The sequence below is a fragment of the uncultured Lactobacillus sp. genome (assembly GCF_945290125.1).
In the GTDB taxonomy this organism is placed as follows: domain Bacteria; phylum Bacillota; class Bacilli; order Lactobacillales; family Lactobacillaceae; genus Lactobacillus; species Lactobacillus rizhaonensis.
Genome location: NZ_CALYQV010000013.1, coordinates 1 through 22,119, shown reverse-complemented (window position 1 = coordinate 22,119; position 22,119 = coordinate 1). Strand labels below are relative to the sequence as shown.

Genomic DNA, 22,119 nt, shown 5'->3' with positions numbered 1-22,119 from the left:
TAAAAAATAAGTTAGGAATAATATGGAAATAAAAAATTTAGTGACCGAAACTCGTAATCCTGCTACGACTCACATTGATACCATGTCCACACTTAATATGGTAAAGACGATTAATGCAGAAGATCAAAAGGTAGCTCAAGCTGTTGCACTTGAAGAAAAACAAATTGCACTTGCGATTGATGAAGCCGCAAAAAGATATGCACTGGGTGGCCGTTTAGTATATATGGGTGCTGGCACCAGTGGCCGTTTAGGCGTGCTAGACGCTACAGAATTAGTGCCTACGTATGGTATTAAACCCGAGAGGGCAGTTGGCTTAATTGCTGGTGGTAAAGGTGCAATGTTTTCTGCCGTAGAAGGAGCGGAAGATTCTGCTGTACTGGGCAGCACTGATTTAAACAAAATAAAAATAACTGCTAATGACGTGGTTATTGGATTAGCTGCTAGTGGTAGGACACCTTATGTTGTTGGCGGACTACAATATGCCAAGAAAAAAGGTGCCTTAACCATTGCAATAGCTTGCGTGCCTAACTCTGTCATTGGTCAAACAGCCAAGATTGCGATAGAGGCAGTAGTTGGACCTGAGGTGGTCACAGGTTCAACACGCATGAAAGCCGGTACAGCACAAAAAATGATTTTGAACATGATTTCAACCGGTGTAATGATCAAACAAGGTAAAGTTTACCAAAATGTGATGATTGATGTGCAACCGACTAATGCGAAGTTAGTTGATCGTGCATGTCGCATTATAAGTGAGACTACAAGCGTTACCACTGAGGAGGCTTTAGTTTACTTAAAACAAGCCGATAACAAAGTTGACCTAGCCATAATAATGGCAAAAACTAAAAAAGATAAAAATGGAGCTGGCAAGTTGCTCACAAGATATCATGGCAATGTTAGTCATGTATTACAGGGAGAATAAAATGTTTGGCTGCAAATAATTTTAGCTAACCTTTCAGATAGAATTTAAACCAACTGAAAGGTTTTTCTTTGATAAATTATGAATTATTTTGTTAGAAAGTCCTATTTTACGGTTTAATCTAGTATTCAGGGCTTGAATGTCACCAACTAAAGTTGAATAATAATATAGGAAGTAACTTTTTCGGACAACTTTTGGTAAAATAATAAGTTGTTAACAATTTTAATACGGAGGAAATTATGTCTTATAAAGACAATATGATGTTGTTTGCCCTTAATTCAAATGTTCCGCTGGCCCAAAAAATTGCGGAGCGAGTTGGGGTGCCCTTAAGTAGGTCCAGTGTTCAACGCTTTAGTGATGGCGAAATTCAAATAAACATTGATGAATCAGTGCGGGGCAAAGATGTATATTTGATACAATCAACCAGTGTGCCGGTGAATGACAACCTAATGGAGCTGTTGATCATGATTGATGCGGTTCGCCGGGCTAGTGCACAAACGATTAATATCGTAATTCCTTACTATGGCTATGCTCGTCAAGATCGCAAAACGAGACCCCGTGAACCAATTACTGCTAAACTAGTAGCTGATATGTTGCAAGAAGCGGGAGCAACTAGAGTTTTATCTCTTGATTTACATGCACCACAAATTCAAGGATTCTTTGACATTCCGGTTGATAACTTAATGGGTGCGCCATTACTTGCTGATTACTTTTTAAGAAACAAATTGCATGAAAATGCTGTAGTGGTTTCACCTGATCACGGTGGTGTAACCCGTGCCCGCAAATTAGCTGAATTTTTAAAGACACCTATTGCAATCGTCGATAAGCGCCGTCCGCGGGCAAATGTTTCAGAAGTAATGAATATCATTGGTAATGTGAAGGGTAAGCGTGCGATTATCATTGATGATATGATTGATACAGCTGGAACTATCACACTTGCTGCTCAGGCTTTGATAGATGCTGGAGCTACCGAAGTTTATGCCAGTGCTACACATGCGGTTTTATCAGGTCCCGCTATTCAAAGGTTAAATGATTCCCCGATTAAAAATTTGGTACTAACTGACTCTATTAATCAACCAGTAGAAAAGAAATTGGAAAAAACTCTTCTAGTTTCGGTGGGTCCGCTTATTGGGGATGCAATTAAATGCATTCAAAAACATGAGCCTCTTAGTCCATTGTTTAACACCCGCTATGAAAAAGATAAACATTAATAAGTTGAAAAGGATAGAAGATCTGCTTGAATAAGGCAGATCTTTTATTTTGACAGAATTACCACTTAGTCTGCTTTATTGACCTCTTAGTAAAATTCAATTGCTTTTGAAATAAAATTAAAGTTTAATAAAAACATACAAAAGATGAAAGGATAAAGGGTAATGTCACTGAAAGAACTTTTGAAAACTAATATTCCCCGTAGTGTATTTATTCTAATTATTTTCTTAGGTTATGCCATTTGTGGAACACTAGGAACATATCTTTTTAAATATGCAATTAATGATTTAACGAAGGGGCATTGGGACAGATTTGTGTTTTGGCTGGTTGTTGATTTTGTCATATCAATCTTTTCCGTTTTGCTTTTACCATTAGGAACTTTTCTGTTTAATAAACAAACTCAAGAATGCTTGCATAATATTCGTGCAGAACTCCTGCGCCATTATTATCAGTCAAATACTTATAAAGTTTCAAATATTCAAAACCATTTGAACAACAATCTCAAAATTTTAACTGATGATTACGCCACTCCCTGGATACAGGTCTGGACTAATTTGTTAAGTATAATTATGGCAATAGGTACATTGCTTACACTTCACTGGTCATTAATTTTATTCGTTGCCATAGCAGCTGTCATTGTGCTGACATTACCAAAAGTAATGACTAAAAAGTTGTCGAGCTCAACAGCTGAAGCGTCAAAGAAAAATGCCGAATTTTTAAATACAATTGAAAATTGGTTTTCTGGTTTGAGTGAATTGCGTCGTTATAGTGCAGGTGCTCGCTTGGACAGAGCACTTGGTCAAGATAGCATAAAACTGGCAGCAGCCAATGTTAATAGAAGAAAAATCCAAGGAATTTCTATTAGTATTAATGGCTTGGGTAATGCTATTGGTCAAATTGGTGCAAGCTTGTGGAGTGGGCTGCTATTTTTTGCACATATTATCACCTTAGGTGATTGGTTCATAGCGGGCAGCTTTGCTTCGACAATTTTTAATGGTCTCTGGTCAGTTATTAGCGCAATGACGCAGATGAGATCTACAAAAAAATTGCGTCAGGAAATTGCTCAATTGACAAAGCCAATACCTGGGAAGAAGCAAGGCACTAAAGTTTATGGCGTTGAATGTCATAATTTGAAGGTGCAATATCAAAATGGTGAAAGTATATCCTATCCTGATTTTACTATTAATAAAGGCGATAAAGTCTTACTTTCAGGTGATTCAGGTACAGGTAAATCGACTTTATTCAAAGTTTTATTGGGACAACTTAAGCCTGAAACAGGTGAAGTATTCTTTACTGCTAAAGATGGAACCAAAATATCACCTCGAAAAGCTCAACTAGGTTACGTAGCTCAGGATGCAACGCTTTTTCCTGATACTATTGCTAATAATATTACAATGTTTAACCGCAAATTGACTGGCAAACTAAAAGAAGTTACACAAAGAGTTCAGTTAGTGCCGGATTTAGCCAAGTTTCCAAAACAAGTTAATACAACAGTTGATTTAGATCAAGGCAATTTATCAGGTGGGCAAAGACAAAAAGTGGTTTTGGCCAGAGCTGAAATTCATGAAGAACCATTTCTGTTACTTGATGAGGCAACTAGCGCAATTGACAGTAAAACTACCAGTGAAATTATTGGTAACTTGCTCGATACTGATAAAACAGTTTTGATGATTGCACATAACTTTAGTCCTGAACTAAAAGGTATGTTTGATTATCAGATCCATTTAAAATCAAACAAAAAGCTGGATAGTAAAAATGACAATTAAAGAATTTTACAAGACCAATCCTTTGCGGTTTATTGTTTTACTATTAATCAATATTAGTTTCTATGCTCTGCTAATTATTGGCACAGTATTCAGTATTATAGAAACTACGGCAATTCAAAAGGGCAATTTTAAAATTTTTTTAATTACTATTTTATGTAGTTTTGTATGTGTAATGGCAGATTATTTAATGCAAGGTCTGACAAACTACCTTTTGTCTTGTCAGGAAGAACAGTATAATATCGCCATCAGAGCGAAAACTGTTAATCACTGTTATGAAGATCAAAAAGATCACACAGTGGCACAAGTTCAAAATCGGCTAACAAATGATGTAGTCCAAAGTCAGCAAAATTATATTACTCCTTTTTTTAGTTTAATTGGCGGAGTAGTCATCATAGTTTCTGCTGTTATATTATTGATTTTATTGCATTGGAGTTTGCTTGTTACTATTGTAATAATGGTGGTAATCTCTTTACTTTTACCCAAGCTGTTAGAGAAACCCTTGCAAAAGTCAATGCTTCGAATTTCTCAAAGTAACCAAAAATATCTCGATTGTCTGGAAAAATGGCTTAATGGACTTGCAGAAATACAGCGTTATTTTAGTGGGGCAAAACTATTTAGGGTAACAGGTAGCGCAGCTAAAGAATTAGAAGATGCCAATGTTAAGCAAAATGGTGTCATGCAATTATTAACTGTTATCAACGGCTTAGTGTCTGTGGTTTTTTCACTGATTTTATTTTTATTAGCCGGATATTTGTTTCAGCAAAAATTAGTAGTGTTTGGCGTCATTACCGCAGTAGGTAATTGCTTAAGCTACTTGAAACAAGGAATTAAATTTATAGTAACTTCTTATGGGCAAATGAAGGCAACGGCATCTCTAAATAAAGAAATTGTTAAAACCGCAAAACCAGTAAGAAAAATTCAAACTGAAAAAATTGTGACTCCAGCAGCGATTAGCACATCTAATCTTAGTTTACAGTTTCCCAATGGTGAAAGTTTAACGTTCCCAGATATGGACGTGAAACCTGGAGAAAAGATATTATTAACCGGAGACTCCGGAGCTGGTAAGTCAACGTTGTTTAAACTCATCTTGGGACAGATTAAACCAAGTTCTGGACAAATCATATTTAAAGATAAAGATGGCTCAAGGATTAATCCAGATATGAGTAAAATTGGCTATATTCCGCAGGATCCGGTACTTTTCCCCGTCAGCATAGCTGATAATATGACGATGTTTTCCGATAAATTAAAAAAGTCACTGCCACAATTAGTTAAAAAAGTTCAACTTGCTGGCGATATTGCCAAATTTGATGATGGCTTAGAACAAAAAATCGATTTAAACAAATTGAATATTTCTGGTGGTCAAAGACAAAAGATTGTTCTAGTGCGAGCTTTAGTCCATCAAAGTGAAATTTTTTTGATTGATGAAGGAACCAGTGCTATTGACCAGAAAGCGACAATGCAAATTTTGCGGGAAATCACATCGAGTTCTGCTACAGTAATTTTTATTGCACACAACTTTAATGATCAGATGAAAGAAATGTTTGACAGAGAAATTCACTTAACGAAAACATAAGGCAATAAAAAGGAGGTAAGATATTATGACAATTAAGGACTTTTATAGGCAAAACCCTTTACGCTTCATGATACTAATTTTGACTACCGTTTTAGAGTGGGCTTTACCAATTGTAACTACGCAAATAACTATGCTTTTAACCACAGCAATTCAGCAACGTAAATTACACCAGTTTTTACTTATAATAGTCATTTCCTTTGTGGTTTTCCTATCTTCATATTTAATACAAGGACTAAATACTTTCCTTTTATCAAAGCAACAAGAGGAATTTAATTTTCATATCAGAAAAAGATCTGTATCTCACTTTTATGCGAATCAAAAAGAGCATTCTGTTGCTCAGATTCAAAATCGATTAACAAATGACCTGAATCAGAGCCAAGAAAATTATTTTGCACCAATTTTTAGTCTAATTGGTGGTGTTATCAATTTAGAATCTGTAGTTGTTCTGCTTATTTCATTACACTGGAGTTTACTTCTCACTATTATTTTGATGGTGACTATTTCATTATCATTACCAAAACTATTAGAAAAGCCACTACAAAATTCAATGACCAAGATTTCAAAGAGTAATAATCAATATCTCGATTGCTTAGAAAAGTGGCTTAATGGCCTTGAAGAACTACAACGGTATTTTGCCGGAGGAAAACTATTTAAAGTAACTGATGATGCAGCCAAAGAGCTAGAAGATTCTTATGTCAAGCAAAATGGGATTACGCAATTACTAAGTATAATTAACGGATTGGTATCAGTTTCTTTTTCATTAATTTTATTCTTACAAGCGGGTTATTTGTTCCAAGTTAACTTAGTAGCATTTGGTGCAATCACTGGAGTAGGCAATTGTAATTTCTACTTGAGGCAAAGTATTCAAATCATAGTTAGTCGCTATGGCCAAATAAAGGGATCTAAAACTTTAAATCAGGAGATTGCCCAAACGGCTGCGCCAGTTAAAAAAGAGCAAGCTGAACAAGTAGCAACTCCAGCATCACTTAGTACCCATGATCTTAGTTTGCAATTTCCTAATGGTGAAAGTTTAACGTTCCCAGATATGGACGTGAAACCTGGAGAAAAGATATTATTAACCGGAGACTCCGGAGCTGGTAAGTCAACGTTGTTTAAACTCATCTTGGGACAGATTAAACCAAGTTCTGGACAAATCATATTTAAAGATAAAGATGGCTCAAGGATTAATCCAGATATGAGTAAAATTGGCTATATTCCGCAGGATCCGGTACTTTTCCCCGTCAGCATAGCTGATAATATGACAATGTTTGCCGATAAACTTAAGAGTGCTTTACCACAACTTGTAAATAAAGTAGAGTTAGCTGGTGACATTGCTAAATTTGATAATGGACTAAATCAAAAAATTGACCTCAATAAGCTAAATATTTCGGGAGGGCAAAGACAAAAAATTGTGCTGGTACGTGCCTTAGTTCACCAGAGCGAGATCATTTTAATAGATGAAGGAACTAGTGCCATTGACCAAAAAGCAACAATGCAAATATTGCGCGAGGTTACTTCAACTCCTGCTACGGTAATCTTCATTGCACACAACTTTAGTGAACAAATGAAAAGCCTATTTGATAGAGAAATTCATTTAGTTAAAAATGTTAAAGCAAAAAGTGAAAGTTAAAGATTGAGAGAAGAAATTAATAAGTAGAAGACTAATTCAAAGCTAATTTTGAATTAGTTTTTTATTTCTACAAAAATAAATGAAAGCGATTTTAAAAAAGTGTTGATTTATTTCTAAAAACTGGTTCACTTATAAGTGAAATAGGACTTATTAAATATCCAATTTTGTTTATCTTGTTTTTTTACTTGGGAGGTAAAAAATGGAAACAGAAAAAGTAGAACTAATTAATTTTAACCCAGAAGACTATCTAAAAGATGGTGAAATGGTCTATTCCAAGAGGTCAGAAATTGAAGAGCTGGCTGACAAGCTAACCCAAGAAGGATATAAAAATATCTATCTGATGGGAATAGGTGGAACCGAGTTTGAATTGTACCAGTTTGCATATGCAGCTAATAGGATGTCAGACTTAGCAGTTAAAGTGATTAATGCTGCCGACTTAAATGCAGTCCATCCACGTGATTTGACCAAAGATACAATTGTTATTACTGCAAGTGACAGTGGTAATACTCCAGAGATTATCGAAGCTGCACAGTGGTTAATAAAAGATAATATTAGACTAATTGCATTTACTAAAAAGAGCGGCGAATTAGGTGGAATGGCACCAACTGTGATCGAAGTAAATGGCTCAACAGGTTCTGGACAAAACTACTATATGGCAGAAGCTATGTTAATTTACAGCTTGCTTTATAAACATGGTGATTTTCCAGACTACCCTCAGTTTGCTGATCAACTGAAAAATGTCTTTAAGGACTTGCTGGACATCAGAAAGAAATTCGAACCAAAAGCTGATGAGATTGCTCATAAATGTTACAAGGCTCCTTACACTATTTTCACCGGTTCAGGAGCTCTGTGGGGTGAAACCGAATTATTCGCTGAATGTCTGCTTGAAGAAATGCAATGGGTAAGAACGCGCCCAATTACCAGTGCAAAATTCTTCCATGGTACTCTTGAATTAGTTGAGAAGGGTGTACCAGTTTTCATTGTCGAAGGTGAAGATGAATTCAGAAAGCAAGATGTTCGTGTACAACGTTTCTGCGAAAAAATTGGCGCCGAGCATTACGTAATTGATACAAAAGAATATAGTTTAAGTGTTGATGATAAGTTTAGACATTTGGTTATTCCGTGGATTGTTAACTCTCTGTTAACAGACAGATTAACAAATCACTACCAAGTTTATACAAAGCATAATAAAAACTACAGAAGATATTATCGTCAATTCGAATATTAGTATGATAAAAAGACGGGATACTTGTGTATCCCGCTTTTTATTCAAATTTTTAGTTTGGAAGTGAATATGATGGAAATGCTTGATTATGTTAAAGCGTCACCGCAAAAAGTTAAAGAAAACATTAATGATAAAAAAAGTTTAGTCACACTATTAGTAAAGCTTTTTTGTGATCAAAATTTTGTAAGCGTTATCATAGTAGCGTCTGGATCGTCTATGAATGCTGCGAAAATGGCACAACCTTATATGGTTAAACGCTTAGGATGCCCCGTATTGGTAATAACCCCTGAATTGTTTGAACTGATAGGACCAATAGATTTCAACAAAACATTCGTATTCTTTATATCTCAAAGTGGGGCTTCTACCAATATTCTACATGCGATGACTTATTTGAAAGAGTTAAGCCACCAAACTATTTTATTAACAGGTAATGTTCATAGTCTAGCTGCTGGTAATGCTGATTATGTGATTGATTACGGCGTAGGTGTAGAAACGGTTGGTTATGTGACCATCGGTTTGTCTACTTTAATTCTTTATTTAGCTCTTTTTGCAAATGAAGTTGCTATTAAAGGTAATCGTAAACATGACTCTGATGATGAATTTATCCAATTAGCTAATGTTATGTCTGGCACAATAGATAAAGGAGTCGATTTTGTCAATGAGCATTTTCTGGAACTTGCTGAAATGGGTCCAACCTTTATTTGCGGTAATAACATGAACCTGGGCGTTGCCAGGGAAGCTGCTCTCAAATTCCAAGAAACCTTGAAAATTCCAACGATGCACTATGAAGTTGAAGAATTTATGCACGGCCCGGATATTCAGTTGAACCCAAGATTTACGGTATTCTTAATTGATAATCTACAGCATAGTTCAAGAATTTCTAGTATTTATGATGAACTAGCTTTAGTGACTTCAAGAAGATACTTGATCACGTTTGGCAATGAACCAAAAGAGCAAAACATTATTAATATTACCAAGCCGTTGATTACAGATCTATGTTCTCTGGCTGTAATACCATTTTTCCAAGTTATTGTTGCTTCTATGATGCCCGCATTGAATACAGAAAATTCTCATCCATTAGCGGAAAAATTTATGAACGCAATTACTACTAAAAATTATAGTCAAAATGACAAGAGGTAAAAATGGTTCAAGTTTTAATATGTACGCATGAAGAAATGGCTGTTGGCGTGAAAAAGACAGCGGAATTTATTATGGGTCCGCAAAAAAATTTACATGCTATAGCAGCTTATACTGATGAACATTTAGATTATCAAAAAATGATTGCTAAGTTTTTAGCAAAACATTCTTCTGAGCCTGTTGTTGTTCTAACAGATATCCTTGGCGGTAGTGTCAATACAGCATTAGGGAAAATGCTAGGTCAATACCAAAATCTGCATATCATATCTGGAGTAAATTTACCAATGATAGTGCAACTATTATTGTCAAATGAGAAAACCTTGGATGAAACAATACAAAAAACAATTGCAGAAGCAAAAAATGGAATTCAGTATGTAAATCAAACACTCACTAAACAGACGAATGGTTTAAGTGATGATTTTTAAGGGGATGTTTTAAATGATTAAAATGATCAGGGTTGATTACCGTCTATTGCACGGACAGGTTGCTGTGTCGTGGACAGGAACTCTTGGAGCTGATGCGCTTTTACTGGTTAGTGACACCTTAAAAAATGACAAGTTAAGATTGCAAATGCTTGCTTTGGCTAAGCCCAGTGGTGTCAAGGTAGTAGTAAAAGACACACAAGGTGCAATTGATGTTATCAAGAGTGGCAAAACTGATCGCTACAGTTTATTCATTATTTGTGAAACTGTTGAAATAGCGGCCAAGTTAGCTCGTGAATTTGATATTAAATCAGTTAATTTAGGCAATATCTCATTTGGTGAAGGCAAACAAAAGATTAGCAAGAGTATTTATATTAATGAAGACGAAAAAAGAACAATTAAAGAATTAATTGATGAGGGGGTTGATGTCTTTATACAAATGGTACCTACAGAAAATAAGATTGAGGCTAAAAACGTAATTTAGAGCGGTAAAGGAGATGTTCTAAATGATTTTAAAAACATTTTTGATTTTCATCGTGGCTTTAATTGGTTATAGTGATGCTTTTACTGGTACGAGTTTAATTCAACGTCCATTAGTTATGGGTATGTTAACAGGACTTGTATTGGGTGATTTAAAAGACGGTATCATTATGGGCGGTGCCATGGAACTGGCCATGGTAGGTTCAGTTTCAATTGGTGCTTATATTCCGCCTGACATGGTTTCTGGAACTATTTTAGGAACTGCTTTGGCAATTCAAGCACATGCAGATTCAGCAGCAGCTTTAACACTGGGAATTCCAATTGCTACTATAGTATTGGCTTTAGAAACTGCAATTGGTCAGCCACTTAAATTGATCTTTGTTCACAGAATTGATAAAAATGCACAGGATGGAGATACTAAAGCAATTGCACGTAATATGATTATTGGTGGTTATGCTGGTAAGTTACCAGGCTTAGTTATTGTGCCAACAGCATTTTACTTCGGTCAACATGCAGTCACCACTTTACTCAGCAATATGCCTAAATTTATCTCTACGGGGATGACTATTGCTTCAGGCTTACTGCCAGCATTAGGATTTGCCATGTTAGCACAAATGATAATGAACAAGAAAGTTGCTGTTTTCTTTTTCATTGGCTTCTTCATGGTTGCTTACGGCAACTTATCAACAACAGGTGTAGCTTTATTTGCTGCTTTAATCATCATTGTGATGTACATCTTTGTTGAGAGAAAAGATGATAAGAAAGGTCAAGATACAGCTACGGAAACTGCAGCGGGACAAGCAACAGAAGAACAAGGAGATGGTTTCGATGAGTTTTAAAATACAGCCTGAATATAAAGGTAAAATAACTAAAAAGGATCTACAAAAAGTATTTTGGCGCAGTATTCCCACAGAACATTTGTGGAATTACGAAAGAATGATGAATGTTGGCTATACCTTTGCTATGATTCCAATCTTAAAGAAACTTTATCCTAAAAAAGAAGATTTATCAGCTGCATTGACGCGGAGTCTAGAAGTTTATAATGTTACACCGTATATTATTACTTTACCAGAAGGCATTGCTACAGCTATGGAAGAGCAAAATGCCAGTGATCCGGATTTTGATACGCAATCAATTTCGGCCGTTAAGCTTGCTATGATGGGACCTCTGTCTGGTGTAGGCGACGCCTTCTTCTGGGGTACTTTAAGAATTTTGGCTACTGGTGTTGGTACTTCTTTGGCAATGCAGGGAAATATATTGGGGCCGTTACTTTTCTTAATAATTTTTGATGTGCCACATTTTATAATCAGATATGTTATGACTTTTTTAGGATACGGTCTTGGTTCAAACGTGATTGATAAACTAAAGAAGTCCGGTATTATGGATAAAGTTATGGAATATGCTTCAATCATGGGAATCATGGTTGTTGGTGGCATGACGATGAGCATGTCAAAAATTAACTTTATTACTAAAATAGGTTCCAGTAAGGGCGCCCAAACGATCCAAGGACTACTGGATGGTATTGCACCTGGACTAGGTGTCTTAGCGCTATTTGGCGTCATGTACTGGATGCTTAAGAAGAAAATGAATCCATTGCTGATTATGTTGATTGTCTTAATCGTAAGTATAGCAGGAGCCTACTTTAACATTTTAGGAGTTTAGCTTAATTAGTTTAAGAGTCATCAAAAAGAAATGAGATTAAAAAAACTCATTTCTTTTTGTCTTTTAAGTAAAAAACAAGGTGAAAAAATGTTAAAAAAAAGACGGACCATTTCTTTAAAATGGCTACTTCTTGGTGTACTAATCACTAATACTGCAATGAGTTTTATTTGGCCTCTAAATACAATTTATATACATGAAACTTTACATAAAAGCTTGGTAATTGCAGCATCTGTATTATTCTTAAATCAACTTGCAACCATGTTAGGTAGTTTGATTGGTGGTAAATTGTTTGATAGCTGGAGCCCTTATTACTCTATTTTACTGGGAATAGTTCTAAATATATTTGCTTTAGGTGGACTTATTTTTTTTCACGCCTGGCCCTCTTATGCCCTGTTACTTATTTTATCTGGTCTTGCAAACGGTATTTCGATAACTTGTGAAAATTCTCTGGCAACTAGAGTGGGGAATCATCGTTCCAGTTATGTATTTAACATCTTATACTTTGCGTCAAACTTTGGCTTAGTTTTTGGAACGCTCACTGTCGGATATATTATGCCTTTGGGAATTGGCTATGTATTTGCAATTGCAACTATAATTCAAATATTGTTTTTAGTGGTAGCTGTTATAAATTATAATATTCAGTTTAACCAATCAATGGAGAACAGAAATCAAGCAATAAGAAAGGGAAAATTAACACCAAAGATTTTAGGCGCTCTTGTCATGGTTTTAATTTGCTGGCTCATTTATGAACAATGGCAGAGCAATCTTTCAACTTTTATGGTTGAAAAAGGTTTTAAAGTAAAAAATTATAGTTTTTTATGGACATTTAACGCAATTTTGATTGTTTTATTTCAACCTGTTGTTACTCATTTTGATGAGTTATTATTAAAACATATTAGAGGAAGACTAAATACGGGTATTTTATTATTGCTGGCATCATTTGCATTTTTATTGTTACCGTTTAAAGATGGCTATTGGCTCTATGTGACCTCAATGTGTCTATTGACCTTGGGAGAGATATTGCTTTTTCCAGGGGTTGCCAGCTTTGTAGACATTGAATCTCCCAAAAATTTAACAGGTTATTATCAAGGCAGAGTTCAAATGTTTAGTGCTCTAGGCAAAGCAATAGGTCCCTTATTTGGGGCATTGATTATTGACAATACCAATTATGAATTTCTCTTCTTAATTTGTATTTTAATGGCAGTAATTGCTTTAATTATTTTTTCTTGGCCGGTATTTGCCATTTCAAAAAAATATAAAGTTTAATCGCTGAGATTTACGTGATAACGGATTGAACCTTCGCTTGCTATGACGTAGCTTTCAGTGTATTCAATAATATCTTGATTTTGATCAGCGGTTGAATAGCAAGATTTGAAAACAAATGAGTTGGTACTAATTTGTAATAATTTTGCTTCTTCAGGCATTAAGGTTTCGAGTTGTTGATATGTTTGATGTGCCTTTAAAACGTGGCCCATGCTTTCAATATAATCATATAAACCGATATTATTAAAATCAATTTGATAAAAGTTAGGGAAAAATTTTCCCGGAACATACGAGTTTTCAAGTGCAAAAGGTTTGCCACAATGTAGCTTTAATCGTTGAACGCCATAAACGGGTTCAGTTTCTTTAAGAGCTAATTTTTGCCTTAGAAATTTTGAATCAATATCAGTAAAAAATTTAATTTGTTTGTTTGTGATAATAATTCCTTTAAGAGACATTGAATTAGTCAGGGAACGGGAACTGTCGAATGAAATATTAAAGCGCTGGTCAATACCACTGACAACAAAAGTTCCTTTCCCCAATTTCCTCACTAATAACCCGTGTTCAACTAAGGAATTGATAGCACGCTTTGTAGTTGTTCTGCTTATTTTGTAGTGTTCTGCCAGTTCACGCTCACTAGGTATTTTTTGACCTGGTAAATATTCTTGAGTTCTAATTTTTTCGTATAAGACGTGTTCAATTTGTTCGTATAAAGGAGCTTTATAAGATATTTTATTCATTAAATGTACCAAGTTTTTCACTTATTATCTGAGATGGCATAATACTTACCGTATTTTTGGCGTCACTATATTGCTCTATAAACAAACAAGTTTGGTTGCTTGTAGTGGTAAATGTTGTTTCAACAGATAGCAAAGGAACCTGCACTTTAACGTGAAGAGCTTTAGCAATTAGTTTATCAGCAAAACAGAAGTTTAACGTAACATCTGCATCTAGCGCCATTTGCAGTTTTTCCTTAATTTTATTGAAGATTAATTCTTCACTACTCATTGAAAAACTGTTCTCGATTGGTAAAAAGATTCGATAAACTACATAACCGTTTGATTCTTTTTCAACTGATCTGACAGTTACTAGTAAGATCTTTGTTCCTAATAAAACTTTTAATTTTTCAGAAAGCTCCTTGTCAGTGTCTATGAATTTGTGCCTTAGTATTTCAAATTTTGTGTCATGTTGAGAAATATTAAGGTAATCAAGTTTATTTGAGAAAGAATTAACCAAATTTAAAAGAGGCTCATGTTTACGGTAGTTAACAAAGTAACCTGCTGCCGGTTTGCGAGAGATCAGCCCCTGCTTTTCCAGTCTTTTTAGCGCCATTCTGGCAGTTCCACGAGATACTGAATAATTTTTGGCTGTAGTACGTTCAGTCAATTTTTGTTCATATTTAATGAAGCCTCGTTCAATTTGGTATTGAATATCTTTAGCTATCAATTCTTCTTTCCTTATAGCCGACAAGATAGCCACTCCTTAGATAGATTAATTCGGAATTAATTGAAAACATTTAGTTATATTTAAAGTAATTTTATCAAATTTATTTTGATATAGATGTGATGTGTTGATAAATTATTAAAAAAATTACTTCTTTATAATGCAAAATTTATTATATCATGATTGGAAAAAGTATTGTGTCAATAAGTTAGACAATGAACAACTTGTGTGTTGTTAAAAAAGCCTTATTTCGTTTTAAAAAGCGAGATAAGGCTTTTAATTGTTTGAGCTATTAAATCTATATGTATATAAATCAGGGTTATAGTATGAAACAAATACTCCTAGAGGAACCCGCTTACCAGATATTGAAACTGTATCAACGTTAGCTAAAGTTTTTAAAAGAAAGTCAACACTTAAATGTAATAGGCTTTTTTGCTCTTTTGTTGCTCTAACTGCGTTAATTTCAGCGTAATTCTCAATTAGTGGTAACTTACATTTTTTCAAATATTGGTATAAAGATTTGTTCAAAAGAGCCAAATCAATATTTTGCATTATATCAAAATTTAAATATTCTTCATTAATTGCTATAGGCTGGTTATTACCTGTTCTAAGTCTTTTTAAATAATGAAATTTACTTGGCATAATTGAGGAATTAGGAAAACTGACATATGTTGGAACGGCATTGGATTCTAGTAAATTATATGAAAGCAGCGTTGAGCCCGGAGTCATACGTTGGCGTTTGATAATATCACTGAAACTAACAGTTTCGTTTAGCGACCTCACAATACTTTTTTCTTTTACGAAAGTTCCCCTGCCAGCAATTCTGGTTACATAACCTTGCTTTTCCAGGTCTTTAAGAGCCTTGTTTACAGTCATCCTGCTAAAACCATTTTGCTGACTAATTTTTACTTCCGGTGGCAATCTGTCGCCAGCTTTTAGAGAGCCACTATTTATTTTTTTGATAAAAAAATCTTCAATTTTTTGATATTTAGCCTTCAATTTTTTGTCCTTCATATTTTGATAAAAATCATTTCTTTACTATATATTATAGTTAAATAGTCAGTTTTTAAGCAAATAACTTTTTCTTTTGCAAAATGTATAGACAATTATAAATAGCTTTTAATATAGGTTAATTTTAATTGCTTAAGTGCTTATAAAATATAGATTAAAATGACTTATAAGTAAAAAATATCTTGATAAGTTGTATATACAGTAATAAAATTAACTTAGTTTTAATGTTAGCGCTAATATTTTAATTTCATTTTGGGAAGAAGGGAAGCGCATATATGAGCCAATTTATAATTGCAACGCATAGCTATTTAGCAGATGGATATAAACACTCAATTAACTTTTTTAATACCGAAGTTAAAAATATCCATTATATAAATGCCTATACAAAAGAAAAAAATAATTTTGTTGAACAATTAGAAAAACTATTAAATGAATTTGAAGATGAACAAGTAATTATTTTAACTGATTTGCCTGGAGGGAGTGTTAATAAAGAATCTGCAAACTTTATAACTGTAACGTTATTAGTGGAATTAATTTGTCTTTAGTTTTAGAACTTGTGTTAAGTTCCGATGAAGTTCTCACAGACGAAAAAATACGTGCGGCAGTAGAACAAGCGCGCTCACAAATTGTATTTATGAATGATTGGTTAAAAGGGGATGATTTGTAATGATCAGTCTTTTAAGAGCAGATGATCGTTTAGTTCACGGATTGGTTGCAGTTTCATGGACCAATCAGTTACATCCAGATATTTTGTTGGTTGCTAATGATCATGCTGCAAATGATGCAATGACAAAAATGACAATGAAGCTGGCAAAACCGGCAGGGGTAACTTTGGGAATTAAAGATTTGTCATCTGCTGCAAAAATATTAAATAATCCAAAGTACGCGCATAAAAAAATTTTTGTGGTGACTATTAATGTTAAAGACGCTTTAACACTGAAACAAAGTGTTAAGGATATAGACAAGGTGAATGTGGGAACGGCTGGAATTCATTACAAGGATGGAATATCTGTTTTACCACAAGTAAAAATGACCAAAGACGAGTTTAACTGTGCAAGTCAACTAAACAATTTAGGAGTAGAAGTCTTTGCTCAAGTAAATCCCACAGCAGAAAGTCTCAACTTTGCAGGGATTGCTAAGGCTTTTAATCAATAATAAAAAGGAGATAAGTTATGTTACAAGCATTCTTAGTAGCATTGGTTGGCGCTGGGGTGTTCATGGAAAGCCTACTTCTTGGACAGCACATGCTTGCCAGACCAATAATTATTTCACCATTAGTCGGTTTAGTCATGGGTGATTTGAAAACCGGTTTAATGTTGGGTGGAGGGTTGGAACTCGTTTGGATGGGTTTAGTCGGTATAGGAACAACTACTCCTCCTGACGTAGTTGTTGGTTCTGCTTTAGCAACGGCACTTGCTATTAAAACCTGCGCAAGTTGGCAGACAACATTAACTCTTGCTATTCCGATAGCACTAGTTGCCCAAATGATTAGCCTAGTTGTCAATAGCTTTGATGCTATTTTTACCCATTATGCTGACAGACAAATAGAAAAGAAAAATTGGAAAGGTATTGCAATCGGTCAGTGGACGGCTTCGGTAGTAGTATTTTTCTCAAAATTCATTCCTATTATGATTGGCTATCTTGTTGGGGCACCAGTTATTAAGATTATTGTTCAAGCTATACCGACAGTCATTAAAGATGGTTTAGCACAGTCAGGCAATCTGCTACCAGCTTTAGGTATAGCAATGCTCATGCAATTAACCTACGATAAAAAATACGCCCCATTTCTTTTCTTGGGATTTGCTCTTGTAGCCTTTCTAAAAGTACCAATGATAGGAGTAGCTGTTTTTGGTTTGATAATTGCTTATATTTATTACCAATTTAAGCCTAACGATCAAAGTGAGGAGGACTTGTTATAATGGCAGACTCAGTCGTAAATAATAAAAGGAAACAACTTACAAAAAAAGATTTACGGAGTGTTATGTGGCGACATTATCAACTTTTAGGTGCCTTCAATTATGAGCGTCAAATGTCCCTCGGATATGCATGGGCTATGACTCCAGTTTTGAAAAGACTATATGGGGATAATGATGAAGAACTGCAAAAGGGGTTTAAGCGCCACTTGGAATTCTTTAACTGTGCAACATCAACTTCGCCAATGTTTTTAGGTATTAGCTGAGCAATGGAAGAACAAAATGCTAATTCAGAAGATTTTGATGCTAGTTCAATTAATTCAGTAAAAACTGCCTTAATGGGCCCACTAGCCGGAATAGGTGATTCAATGTTCTGGGGCACTTTAAGGGTAATTGGTGTTGGCGTTGGTGCACCTCTTGCAGTAAAAGGAAGTATTTTAGGACCAATTCTTTACTTTTTAATTAATGTTATCCCAAGTGAATTACTTCGCTGGTTTGGCTTTAAATTAGCTTATGAGGGCGGTAATAAATTTTTGGCAGAAACAAGTGAAAGTGGAACTTTGCAAAAATTAACTGAAGCTGCGAAAATTCTTGGTTTGGTTGTAGTTGGTGCAATGATTGCTTCAATGGTGATTATTAAGGTGCCACTGATAATGAAGTTTGGAGGAACTAAAGTCAGTCTGCAAAAAACTTTGGACTCCCTGATGCCTAATTTACTGCCATTATTATTAACTTTTGGCTGCTATGGATTATTACAGAAAAAGGTTAATGGCACTGTAATCTTGATAGGATTAATTATACTGGGGATTTTAGCAGTAGCAGTTGGTTTGCTTTAAAGGGATAAATTATGAAATCTGTACTAATGATTTTATTTCTTATTTTGGCCTTTTTATTTAGTTGGTTAGCGGAATCAAAATTAAAAAAGAAACTTTTTACCAATCTTTTGGCATGCGAGAAGAAAGGCGATAGCAAAAATTATTTTAAGCTTCTTGAGGAACCTGTTGCCAAGATCTGCTTATCTGCAAATTCACGTTTATTATTGCAGTTAGATTATTATTTAACCTATGGGGATGTGAATAAGGTAAAGAAACTTATTACGAAAATCACGAAAAAACCTGCAGACTTGTCAAAAGACCAAAATTTATTAATTAGGTTAATGCGCAGCTATATTCTTTTTTTAGATAAAAATGATAATCAAGAAGCTTTAAAACTTGAAGACTATTTAAAAAGAAATTGTAAGAATACTCAGATACAAAAGGAAATTTTGCAGCTACATGAAGTATATTTGTCACCAAATCAGAATTTATTAACTGAACTAAGTAAACAACTAAAGGCTGCAGAAAAGCCGCAACAAAAGTTGATCATTTATGATCGTCTAACTAAAGTAAGTGAATCATTAGGATTAAAAAAACAAGCAAAAGAATATTTAACGCAAATGCGTAAAATTGCACAAAAAGCAATTAAAATGGAGGAATTTTAAATGGCAAAATTAACAATGATGGGACATATTGAAGATACAGCAAGAGTTTTGCAAAGAGCAATTGATGAAAGAAAAGATTATGGTCAGGAATTTATTGATTTTTGGCAAAATAATAATTTCAAAAAAGTTATCTTTACAGGATCTGGAACTTCTTACAATGCTATGCGCGTGATTCGTAATATGATTGTCAAATTACTGAATATCGAAGGTGTAGCGATTGAGCCAACAGTTTTTACGTATTCTGAAAGTATTAATCCAAGCAGCTGTTTTAGGAATGACCAAGTCTTAATGATAGGTCTGTCACAACATGGAGACAGCATTTCAACATGTGATGCTTTAAAAAGAGCAAAGGCTGAAGGATTTGCTACTTTAGGAATTTCCGAAGAGCAAGATAGTGCAATTACTAAAATTGCTGATCATTATATCCATCTTGTTTGTGAAGAAGAACAAATCGGGCCTGAAACACGTGGATATACTGAAACTTTGTTGCAATTTTATCTGTTAGCTGTTGAAGCAGCACACCAAACTAAATTAATTGGCAAGGAAAAATATAACCAACTTATTAGTGATGCGCAAAACTTAGTAAATGACTTTCCAACTGTAGTAAAAGAAAGTTCCGAATGGTATGAAAAGCAACAAGATGAGCTAGTTTCAATGAAAAAAGCTTCAATTGCGGGATATGGTTACAACTTTCCAACTGCCTTAGAGGGAAGACTAAAATTTTTTGAAACTTTTGGCAGGTCAACAACAGCGTATGAGCAAGAAGAACAACTTCACGGACCTATTCGTGCTTATGATGAAGATAATTTTATTTTCTTAATTGGAGGCAATAACGGCCCAGAATTCAAACGGATGATTGATATTGCAGGATATTATCGTCGTGCTTTCACAAAACATGTTTTTGTAATATCTTCTGAAAAGGCAACAGAAGAAGGGAGAGATTTGAAGTTTAGTGTAAAAACTACAGACTTGCTTTCACCCATTTTTTATGTAGTACCATTCCAAGTTTTGTCAGCAAAACTTTCAGAGAAAGTGGGCATTGATACCAGTGTGAGTCCTGTAACTGACAGATCAATTTCTGGACACATGAACGGCTAAAACTTTATTTAGATATTATGTATCCAGAAAAAGCAAAATATTGAAACTACACCAAAGAAGGTAAACCACATTTAGTGATTTACCTTCTTTTTGTCTTTGCTGCGAAAAAATAGTAATGAAATTTTTCACCTTTTTATTAAATTGGAAAAAATTTTTGCAGATTTTTATTTTTTAGGCTTTCTGATATATCTTAACGCACCATTTTTAACGTAGCACTGAAATTTTTGGTATAAAGGGTCAAAGATTTGGGGTTCATCACTATTTGACATCATGATTTTTGGGAAAAAGAAACGCTCATCACCTTGAAGTGTGCCATTTAGTGATCTTACAAGTGGGCTTAATTGTGACAACTCAATCAATTGTCCGTCATCCTGCATGATTTCAATTTGACTGTTGGCATTTTTGCCTGATGGCTTATAGGCATCGTATGGCTCGTCAAAAGCCGAATTGGTATCCGTATAATAGTTTGGATCAAAACCTGCTTGTTTAATCAAATCTTTCAGTTTGGGTAGTAAATTTTTGGTTTCCTGATCAATACAAATACTGTCTAAGGGTTGTCTAAAAAGGTAACGTTTGGTTAGATCAGCTAGAATTGGGTCACTAACTTTAGTCCACATTGAAAAATTAGTTTCCATTACGCCATCATCTAGCTTCAAATAATCATCAAGCGTCCAGTCATTGGCTAAAAATTTGGCTAAACTTGGTGTTACTGGTAAATTACCCTGCTGGTAAATAATTTTTGCTCTTTCAAGCAAATGTTGTAAAATTACTTCCATTGAACGACCAACTCTGTGAAAGTAAACTTGTTGATACATTTGATAGCGGGAAACAATATAGTCTTCAACAGCATGCATACCAGCCATAGTGAAGCAAATTCCTTCATTGTAAGGCCGAATTTCTTGCAAAATTCTTGATAAGTCGAATTTACCATAAGTAACGCCAGTAAAATAAGCATCACGCTGCAAATAGTCCATTCTGTCAGCATCTGCCTGACTGGATATCATTTTTACCACTTGCGGATTAGGATAAGTTTTGGCAATTACGCTTGCTACAAGGGATGGGAAATTGGGTGAAACAGACCTCAAAACCTGATTGATTTCGGTATCTGGATCAGTGATAATTTTTTGACCGATTTTTTCGTGATTTGTACCAAAAAGATGTTCAAAAGTATGTGAATAGGGGCCATGACCAATATCATGTAGTAGTCCCGCACATTCAACTAAAAGTTTGTTGTTATCGTCCCAGAGACCATCGCCTGAGCGTTGAGAAGGATATTTTTTGGCAAAAATATTACAAATTCTGCGTGTCAGTTCATAGACACCTAAATTATGTTCAAAGCGCGTATGAGTTGCACCAGGGAAAACATATGAGATTGGCCCGAGTTGCTTTATTCTCCGCATACGCTGAAATTCTTTGGTTTTTAAAATATCAAGTATTACTTGATCTTCAATATGGATGTATTCATGAACCGGATCTCTTAAAACTACTTCTTTTTTGAGTTTTTGGCTGTAGAAATTTGGCATATAAAATCCTCGAAAATTACTAGATTCATCTTTAAAGGTTATTTAATACCTAAATTATAACAAACTTAAGCCTTTTAGTTTAATACAGTTACCGTTAATATTATTTTTATTAAAATTAAATAATGAGTTTTGCCAGTTGTGGCAAAACTGTTCATAATTATAAAGGCACTAATATTATTAAATAGATGGGGGATCATATGAACTATATAGGCAATAAATTAAAAGCCTTACGTCAAGAATTAGGTTTAACTCAAACAGAAATGGCAGCGGGTGTAATTTCCGTTTCCTTTTATTCAAAGGTCGAGCGAGGCTTAAATGACATCGGTGTAAATGATTTTCTGGAAATTTTACACAAGCACAATGTTGACCCA

General features: G+C 34.6%; 22 protein-coding genes and 1 pseudogene. 19 read left to right on the top strand and 4 right to left on the bottom strand.

The features are described from left to right. The first annotated feature begins 22 nt into the window (after positions 1 to 22). From murQ to Q0K80_RS03570, 12 genes are all read left to right on the top strand, one after another. Positions 23 to 919 (top strand): N-acetylmuramic acid 6-phosphate etherase, encoded by an 897-nt coding sequence (gene murQ, locus Q0K80_RS03625; protein WP_294603278.1) that lies wholly within the window; start codon positions 23 to 25, stop codon positions 917 to 919. Between the two features lie 236 nt (positions 920 to 1,155). Further along, a complete protein-coding gene (locus Q0K80_RS03620) occupies positions 1,156 to 2,127 on the top strand; it encodes a ribose-phosphate diphosphokinase (protein WP_294603275.1) in 972 nt (323 codons plus the stop codon). Positions 2,128 to 2,289: 162 nt separating this feature from the next. Further along, entirely contained in the window at positions 2,290 to 3,891 is a 1,602-nt protein-coding gene (locus Q0K80_RS03615) for an ABC transporter ATP-binding protein (protein ID WP_294603272.1), read from the top strand. Next, the gene (locus tag Q0K80_RS03610; RefSeq protein ID WP_294603270.1) at positions 3,881 to 5,464 is read left to right on the top strand and encodes an ABC transporter ATP-binding protein; all 1,584 of its coding nucleotides are present in this window, start codon (positions 3,881 to 3,883) and stop codon (positions 5,462 to 5,464) included. Before Q0K80_RS03615 ends, Q0K80_RS03610 begins: the two co-directional genes overlap by 11 nt. Before the next feature lie 25 nt (positions 5,465 to 5,489). After that, entirely contained in the window at positions 5,490 to 7,094 is a 1,605-nt protein-coding gene (locus Q0K80_RS03605; protein WP_294603268.1) for an ABC transporter ATP-binding protein, read from the top strand. Between the two features lie 199 nt (positions 7,095 to 7,293). After that, positions 7,294 to 8,322, top strand: coding sequence for an SIS domain-containing protein (locus Q0K80_RS03600; protein WP_294603266.1), 1,029 nt, complete (start codon positions 7,294 to 7,296; stop codon positions 8,320 to 8,322). A gap of 66 nt (positions 8,323 to 8,388) precedes the next feature. Beyond that, on the top strand, positions 8,389 to 9,459 hold the full coding sequence (locus tag Q0K80_RS03595; RefSeq protein WP_294603264.1) for an SIS domain-containing protein: 1,071 nt from the start codon (positions 8,389 to 8,391) through the stop codon (positions 9,457 to 9,459). Positions 9,460 to 9,461: 2 nt separating this feature from the next. Next, the gene (locus Q0K80_RS03590) at positions 9,462 to 9,881 is read left to right on the top strand and encodes a PTS fructose transporter subunit IIA (RefSeq protein WP_294603261.1); all 420 of its coding nucleotides are present in this window, start codon (positions 9,462 to 9,464) and stop codon (positions 9,879 to 9,881) included. Between the two features lie 13 nt (positions 9,882 to 9,894). Next, entirely contained in the window at positions 9,895 to 10,362 is a 468-nt protein-coding gene (locus Q0K80_RS03585) for a PTS sugar transporter subunit IIB (protein WP_294603259.1), read from the top strand. 22 nt (positions 10,363 to 10,384) lie between these two features. Beyond that, on the top strand, positions 10,385 to 11,197 hold the full coding sequence (locus Q0K80_RS03580) for a PTS sugar transporter subunit IIC (protein ID WP_294603256.1): 813 nt from the start codon (positions 10,385 to 10,387) through the stop codon (positions 11,195 to 11,197). Beyond that, complete coding sequence (locus tag Q0K80_RS03575) at positions 11,187 to 12,020, top strand: PTS system mannose/fructose/sorbose family transporter subunit IID (protein WP_294603253.1); 834 nt, start codon at positions 11,187 to 11,189, stop codon at positions 12,018 to 12,020. The genes Q0K80_RS03580 and Q0K80_RS03575 overlap by 11 nt, the downstream gene beginning before the upstream one ends. A gap of 87 nt (positions 12,021 to 12,107) precedes the next feature. After that, on the top strand, positions 12,108 to 13,286 hold the full coding sequence (locus tag Q0K80_RS03570) for an MFS transporter (RefSeq protein ID WP_294603250.1): 1,179 nt from the start codon (positions 12,108 to 12,110) through the stop codon (positions 13,284 to 13,286). On the opposite strand, the gene Q0K80_RS03565 is transcribed toward Q0K80_RS03570, so the two are convergent. From Q0K80_RS03565 to Q0K80_RS03555, 3 genes are all read right to left on the bottom strand, one after another. Beyond that, the gene (locus tag Q0K80_RS03565; protein WP_294603247.1) at positions 13,283 to 14,020 is read right to left on the bottom strand and encodes a GntR family transcriptional regulator; all 738 of its coding nucleotides are present in this window, start codon (positions 14,018 to 14,020) and stop codon (positions 13,283 to 13,285) included. The genes Q0K80_RS03570 and Q0K80_RS03565 overlap by 4 nt on opposite strands. After that, positions 14,013 to 14,750 carry a GntR family transcriptional regulator gene (locus Q0K80_RS03560; RefSeq protein ID WP_294603244.1) on the bottom strand — a complete coding sequence of 246 codons (738 nt, stop codon included), beginning with the start codon at positions 14,748 to 14,750 and terminating at the stop codon, positions 14,013 to 14,015. Before Q0K80_RS03560 ends, Q0K80_RS03565 begins: the two co-directional genes overlap by 8 nt. 249 nt (positions 14,751 to 14,999) lie before the next feature. Further along, positions 15,000 to 15,722 carry a GntR family transcriptional regulator gene (locus Q0K80_RS03555; RefSeq protein ID WP_294603241.1) on the bottom strand — a complete coding sequence of 241 codons (723 nt, stop codon included), beginning with the start codon at positions 15,720 to 15,722 and terminating at the stop codon, positions 15,000 to 15,002. A gap of 287 nt (positions 15,723 to 16,009) precedes the next feature. Between Q0K80_RS03555 and Q0K80_RS03550 the strand changes: the two genes are divergently transcribed. From Q0K80_RS03550 to Q0K80_RS03525, 6 genes and pseudogenes are all read left to right on the top strand, one after another. Then, complete coding sequence (locus tag Q0K80_RS03550; protein WP_294603237.1) at positions 16,010 to 16,279, top strand: hypothetical protein; 270 nt, start codon at positions 16,010 to 16,012, stop codon at positions 16,277 to 16,279. A gap of 121 nt (positions 16,280 to 16,400) precedes the next feature. Continuing rightward, positions 16,401 to 16,889, top strand: a complete 489-nt coding sequence (locus Q0K80_RS03545) for a PTS sugar transporter subunit IIB (RefSeq protein ID WP_294603234.1) — start codon at positions 16,401 to 16,403, stop codon at positions 16,887 to 16,889. A gap of 17 nt (positions 16,890 to 16,906) precedes the next feature. Further along, on the top strand, positions 16,907 to 17,653 hold the full coding sequence (locus Q0K80_RS03540; protein ID WP_294603233.1) for a PTS sugar transporter subunit IIC: 747 nt from the start codon (positions 16,907 to 16,909) through the stop codon (positions 17,651 to 17,653). Next, a pseudogene (locus Q0K80_RS03535) lies at positions 17,653 to 18,483 on the top strand (PTS system mannose/fructose/sorbose family transporter subunit IID). The gene Q0K80_RS03540 and the pseudogene Q0K80_RS03535 overlap by 1 nt, the downstream one beginning before the upstream one ends. A gap of 11 nt (positions 18,484 to 18,494) precedes the next feature. Beyond that, positions 18,495 to 19,127: a hypothetical protein gene (locus Q0K80_RS03530; protein ID WP_294603230.1), complete on the top strand. Its 633-nt coding sequence runs from the start codon at positions 18,495 to 18,497 to the stop codon at positions 19,125 to 19,127. Next, entirely contained in the window at positions 19,128 to 20,225 is a 1,098-nt protein-coding gene (locus Q0K80_RS03525) for an SIS domain-containing protein (protein WP_294603226.1), read from the top strand. A gap of 164 nt (positions 20,226 to 20,389) precedes the next feature. Here Q0K80_RS03525 and Q0K80_RS03520 read toward each other — a convergent pair whose 3' ends face one another. Further along, positions 20,390 to 21,748: an HD domain-containing protein gene (locus Q0K80_RS03520; RefSeq protein WP_294603224.1), complete on the bottom strand. Its 1,359-nt coding sequence runs from the start codon at positions 21,746 to 21,748 to the stop codon at positions 20,390 to 20,392. Between the two features lie 185 nt (positions 21,749 to 21,933). Here Q0K80_RS03520 and Q0K80_RS03515 point away from each other — a divergent pair. Next, positions 21,934 to 22,119, top strand: a 186-nt coding sequence (locus tag Q0K80_RS03515; protein WP_365934968.1) for a helix-turn-helix transcriptional regulator, incomplete at its 3' end; no start/stop codon positions are given.

Coding starts and splice junctions, on each gene's coding strand:
- Q0K80_RS03590 (WP_294603261.1), top strand. CDS start 9,462: ATGGTTCAAGTTTTAATATGTACGCATGAAGAAATGGCTGTTGGCGTG.
- Q0K80_RS03520 (WP_294603224.1), bottom strand. CDS start 21,748: ATGCCAAATTTCTACAGCCAAAAACTCAAAAAAGAAGTAGTTTTAAGA.
- Q0K80_RS03580 (WP_294603256.1), top strand. CDS start 10,385: ATGATTTTAAAAACATTTTTGATTTTCATCGTGGCTTTAATTGGTTAT.
- Q0K80_RS03620 (WP_294603275.1), top strand. CDS start 1,156: ATGTCTTATAAAGACAATATGATGTTGTTTGCCCTTAATTCAAATGTT.
- Q0K80_RS03575 (WP_294603253.1), top strand. CDS start 11,187: ATGAGTTTTAAAATACAGCCTGAATATAAAGGTAAAATAACTAAAAAG.
- murQ (WP_294603278.1), top strand. CDS start 23: ATGGAAATAAAAAATTTAGTGACCGAAACTCGTAATCCTGCTACGACT.
- Q0K80_RS03540 (WP_294603233.1), top strand. CDS start 16,907: ATGTTACAAGCATTCTTAGTAGCATTGGTTGGCGCTGGGGTGTTCATG.
- Q0K80_RS03565 (WP_294603247.1), bottom strand. CDS start 14,020: ATGAATAAAATATCTTATAAAGCTCCTTTATACGAACAAATTGAACAC.
- Q0K80_RS03525 (WP_294603226.1), top strand. CDS start 19,128: ATGGCAAAATTAACAATGATGGGACATATTGAAGATACAGCAAGAGTT.
- Q0K80_RS03595 (WP_294603264.1), top strand. CDS start 8,389: ATGATGGAAATGCTTGATTATGTTAAAGCGTCACCGCAAAAAGTTAAA.
- Q0K80_RS03585 (WP_294603259.1), top strand. CDS start 9,895: ATGATTAAAATGATCAGGGTTGATTACCGTCTATTGCACGGACAGGTT.
- Q0K80_RS03605 (WP_294603268.1), top strand. CDS start 5,490: ATGACAATTAAGGACTTTTATAGGCAAAACCCTTTACGCTTCATGATA.
- Q0K80_RS03545 (WP_294603234.1), top strand. CDS start 16,401: ATGATCAGTCTTTTAAGAGCAGATGATCGTTTAGTTCACGGATTGGTT.
- Q0K80_RS03610 (WP_294603270.1), top strand. CDS start 3,881: ATGACAATTAAAGAATTTTACAAGACCAATCCTTTGCGGTTTATTGTT.
- Q0K80_RS03600 (WP_294603266.1), top strand. CDS start 7,294: ATGGAAACAGAAAAAGTAGAACTAATTAATTTTAACCCAGAAGACTAT.
- Q0K80_RS03615 (WP_294603272.1), top strand. CDS start 2,290: ATGTCACTGAAAGAACTTTTGAAAACTAATATTCCCCGTAGTGTATTT.
- Q0K80_RS03530 (WP_294603230.1), top strand. CDS start 18,495: ATGAAATCTGTACTAATGATTTTATTTCTTATTTTGGCCTTTTTATTT.
- Q0K80_RS03550 (WP_294603237.1), top strand. CDS start 16,010: ATGAGCCAATTTATAATTGCAACGCATAGCTATTTAGCAGATGGATAT.
- Q0K80_RS03570 (WP_294603250.1), top strand. CDS start 12,108: ATGTTAAAAAAAAGACGGACCATTTCTTTAAAATGGCTACTTCTTGGT.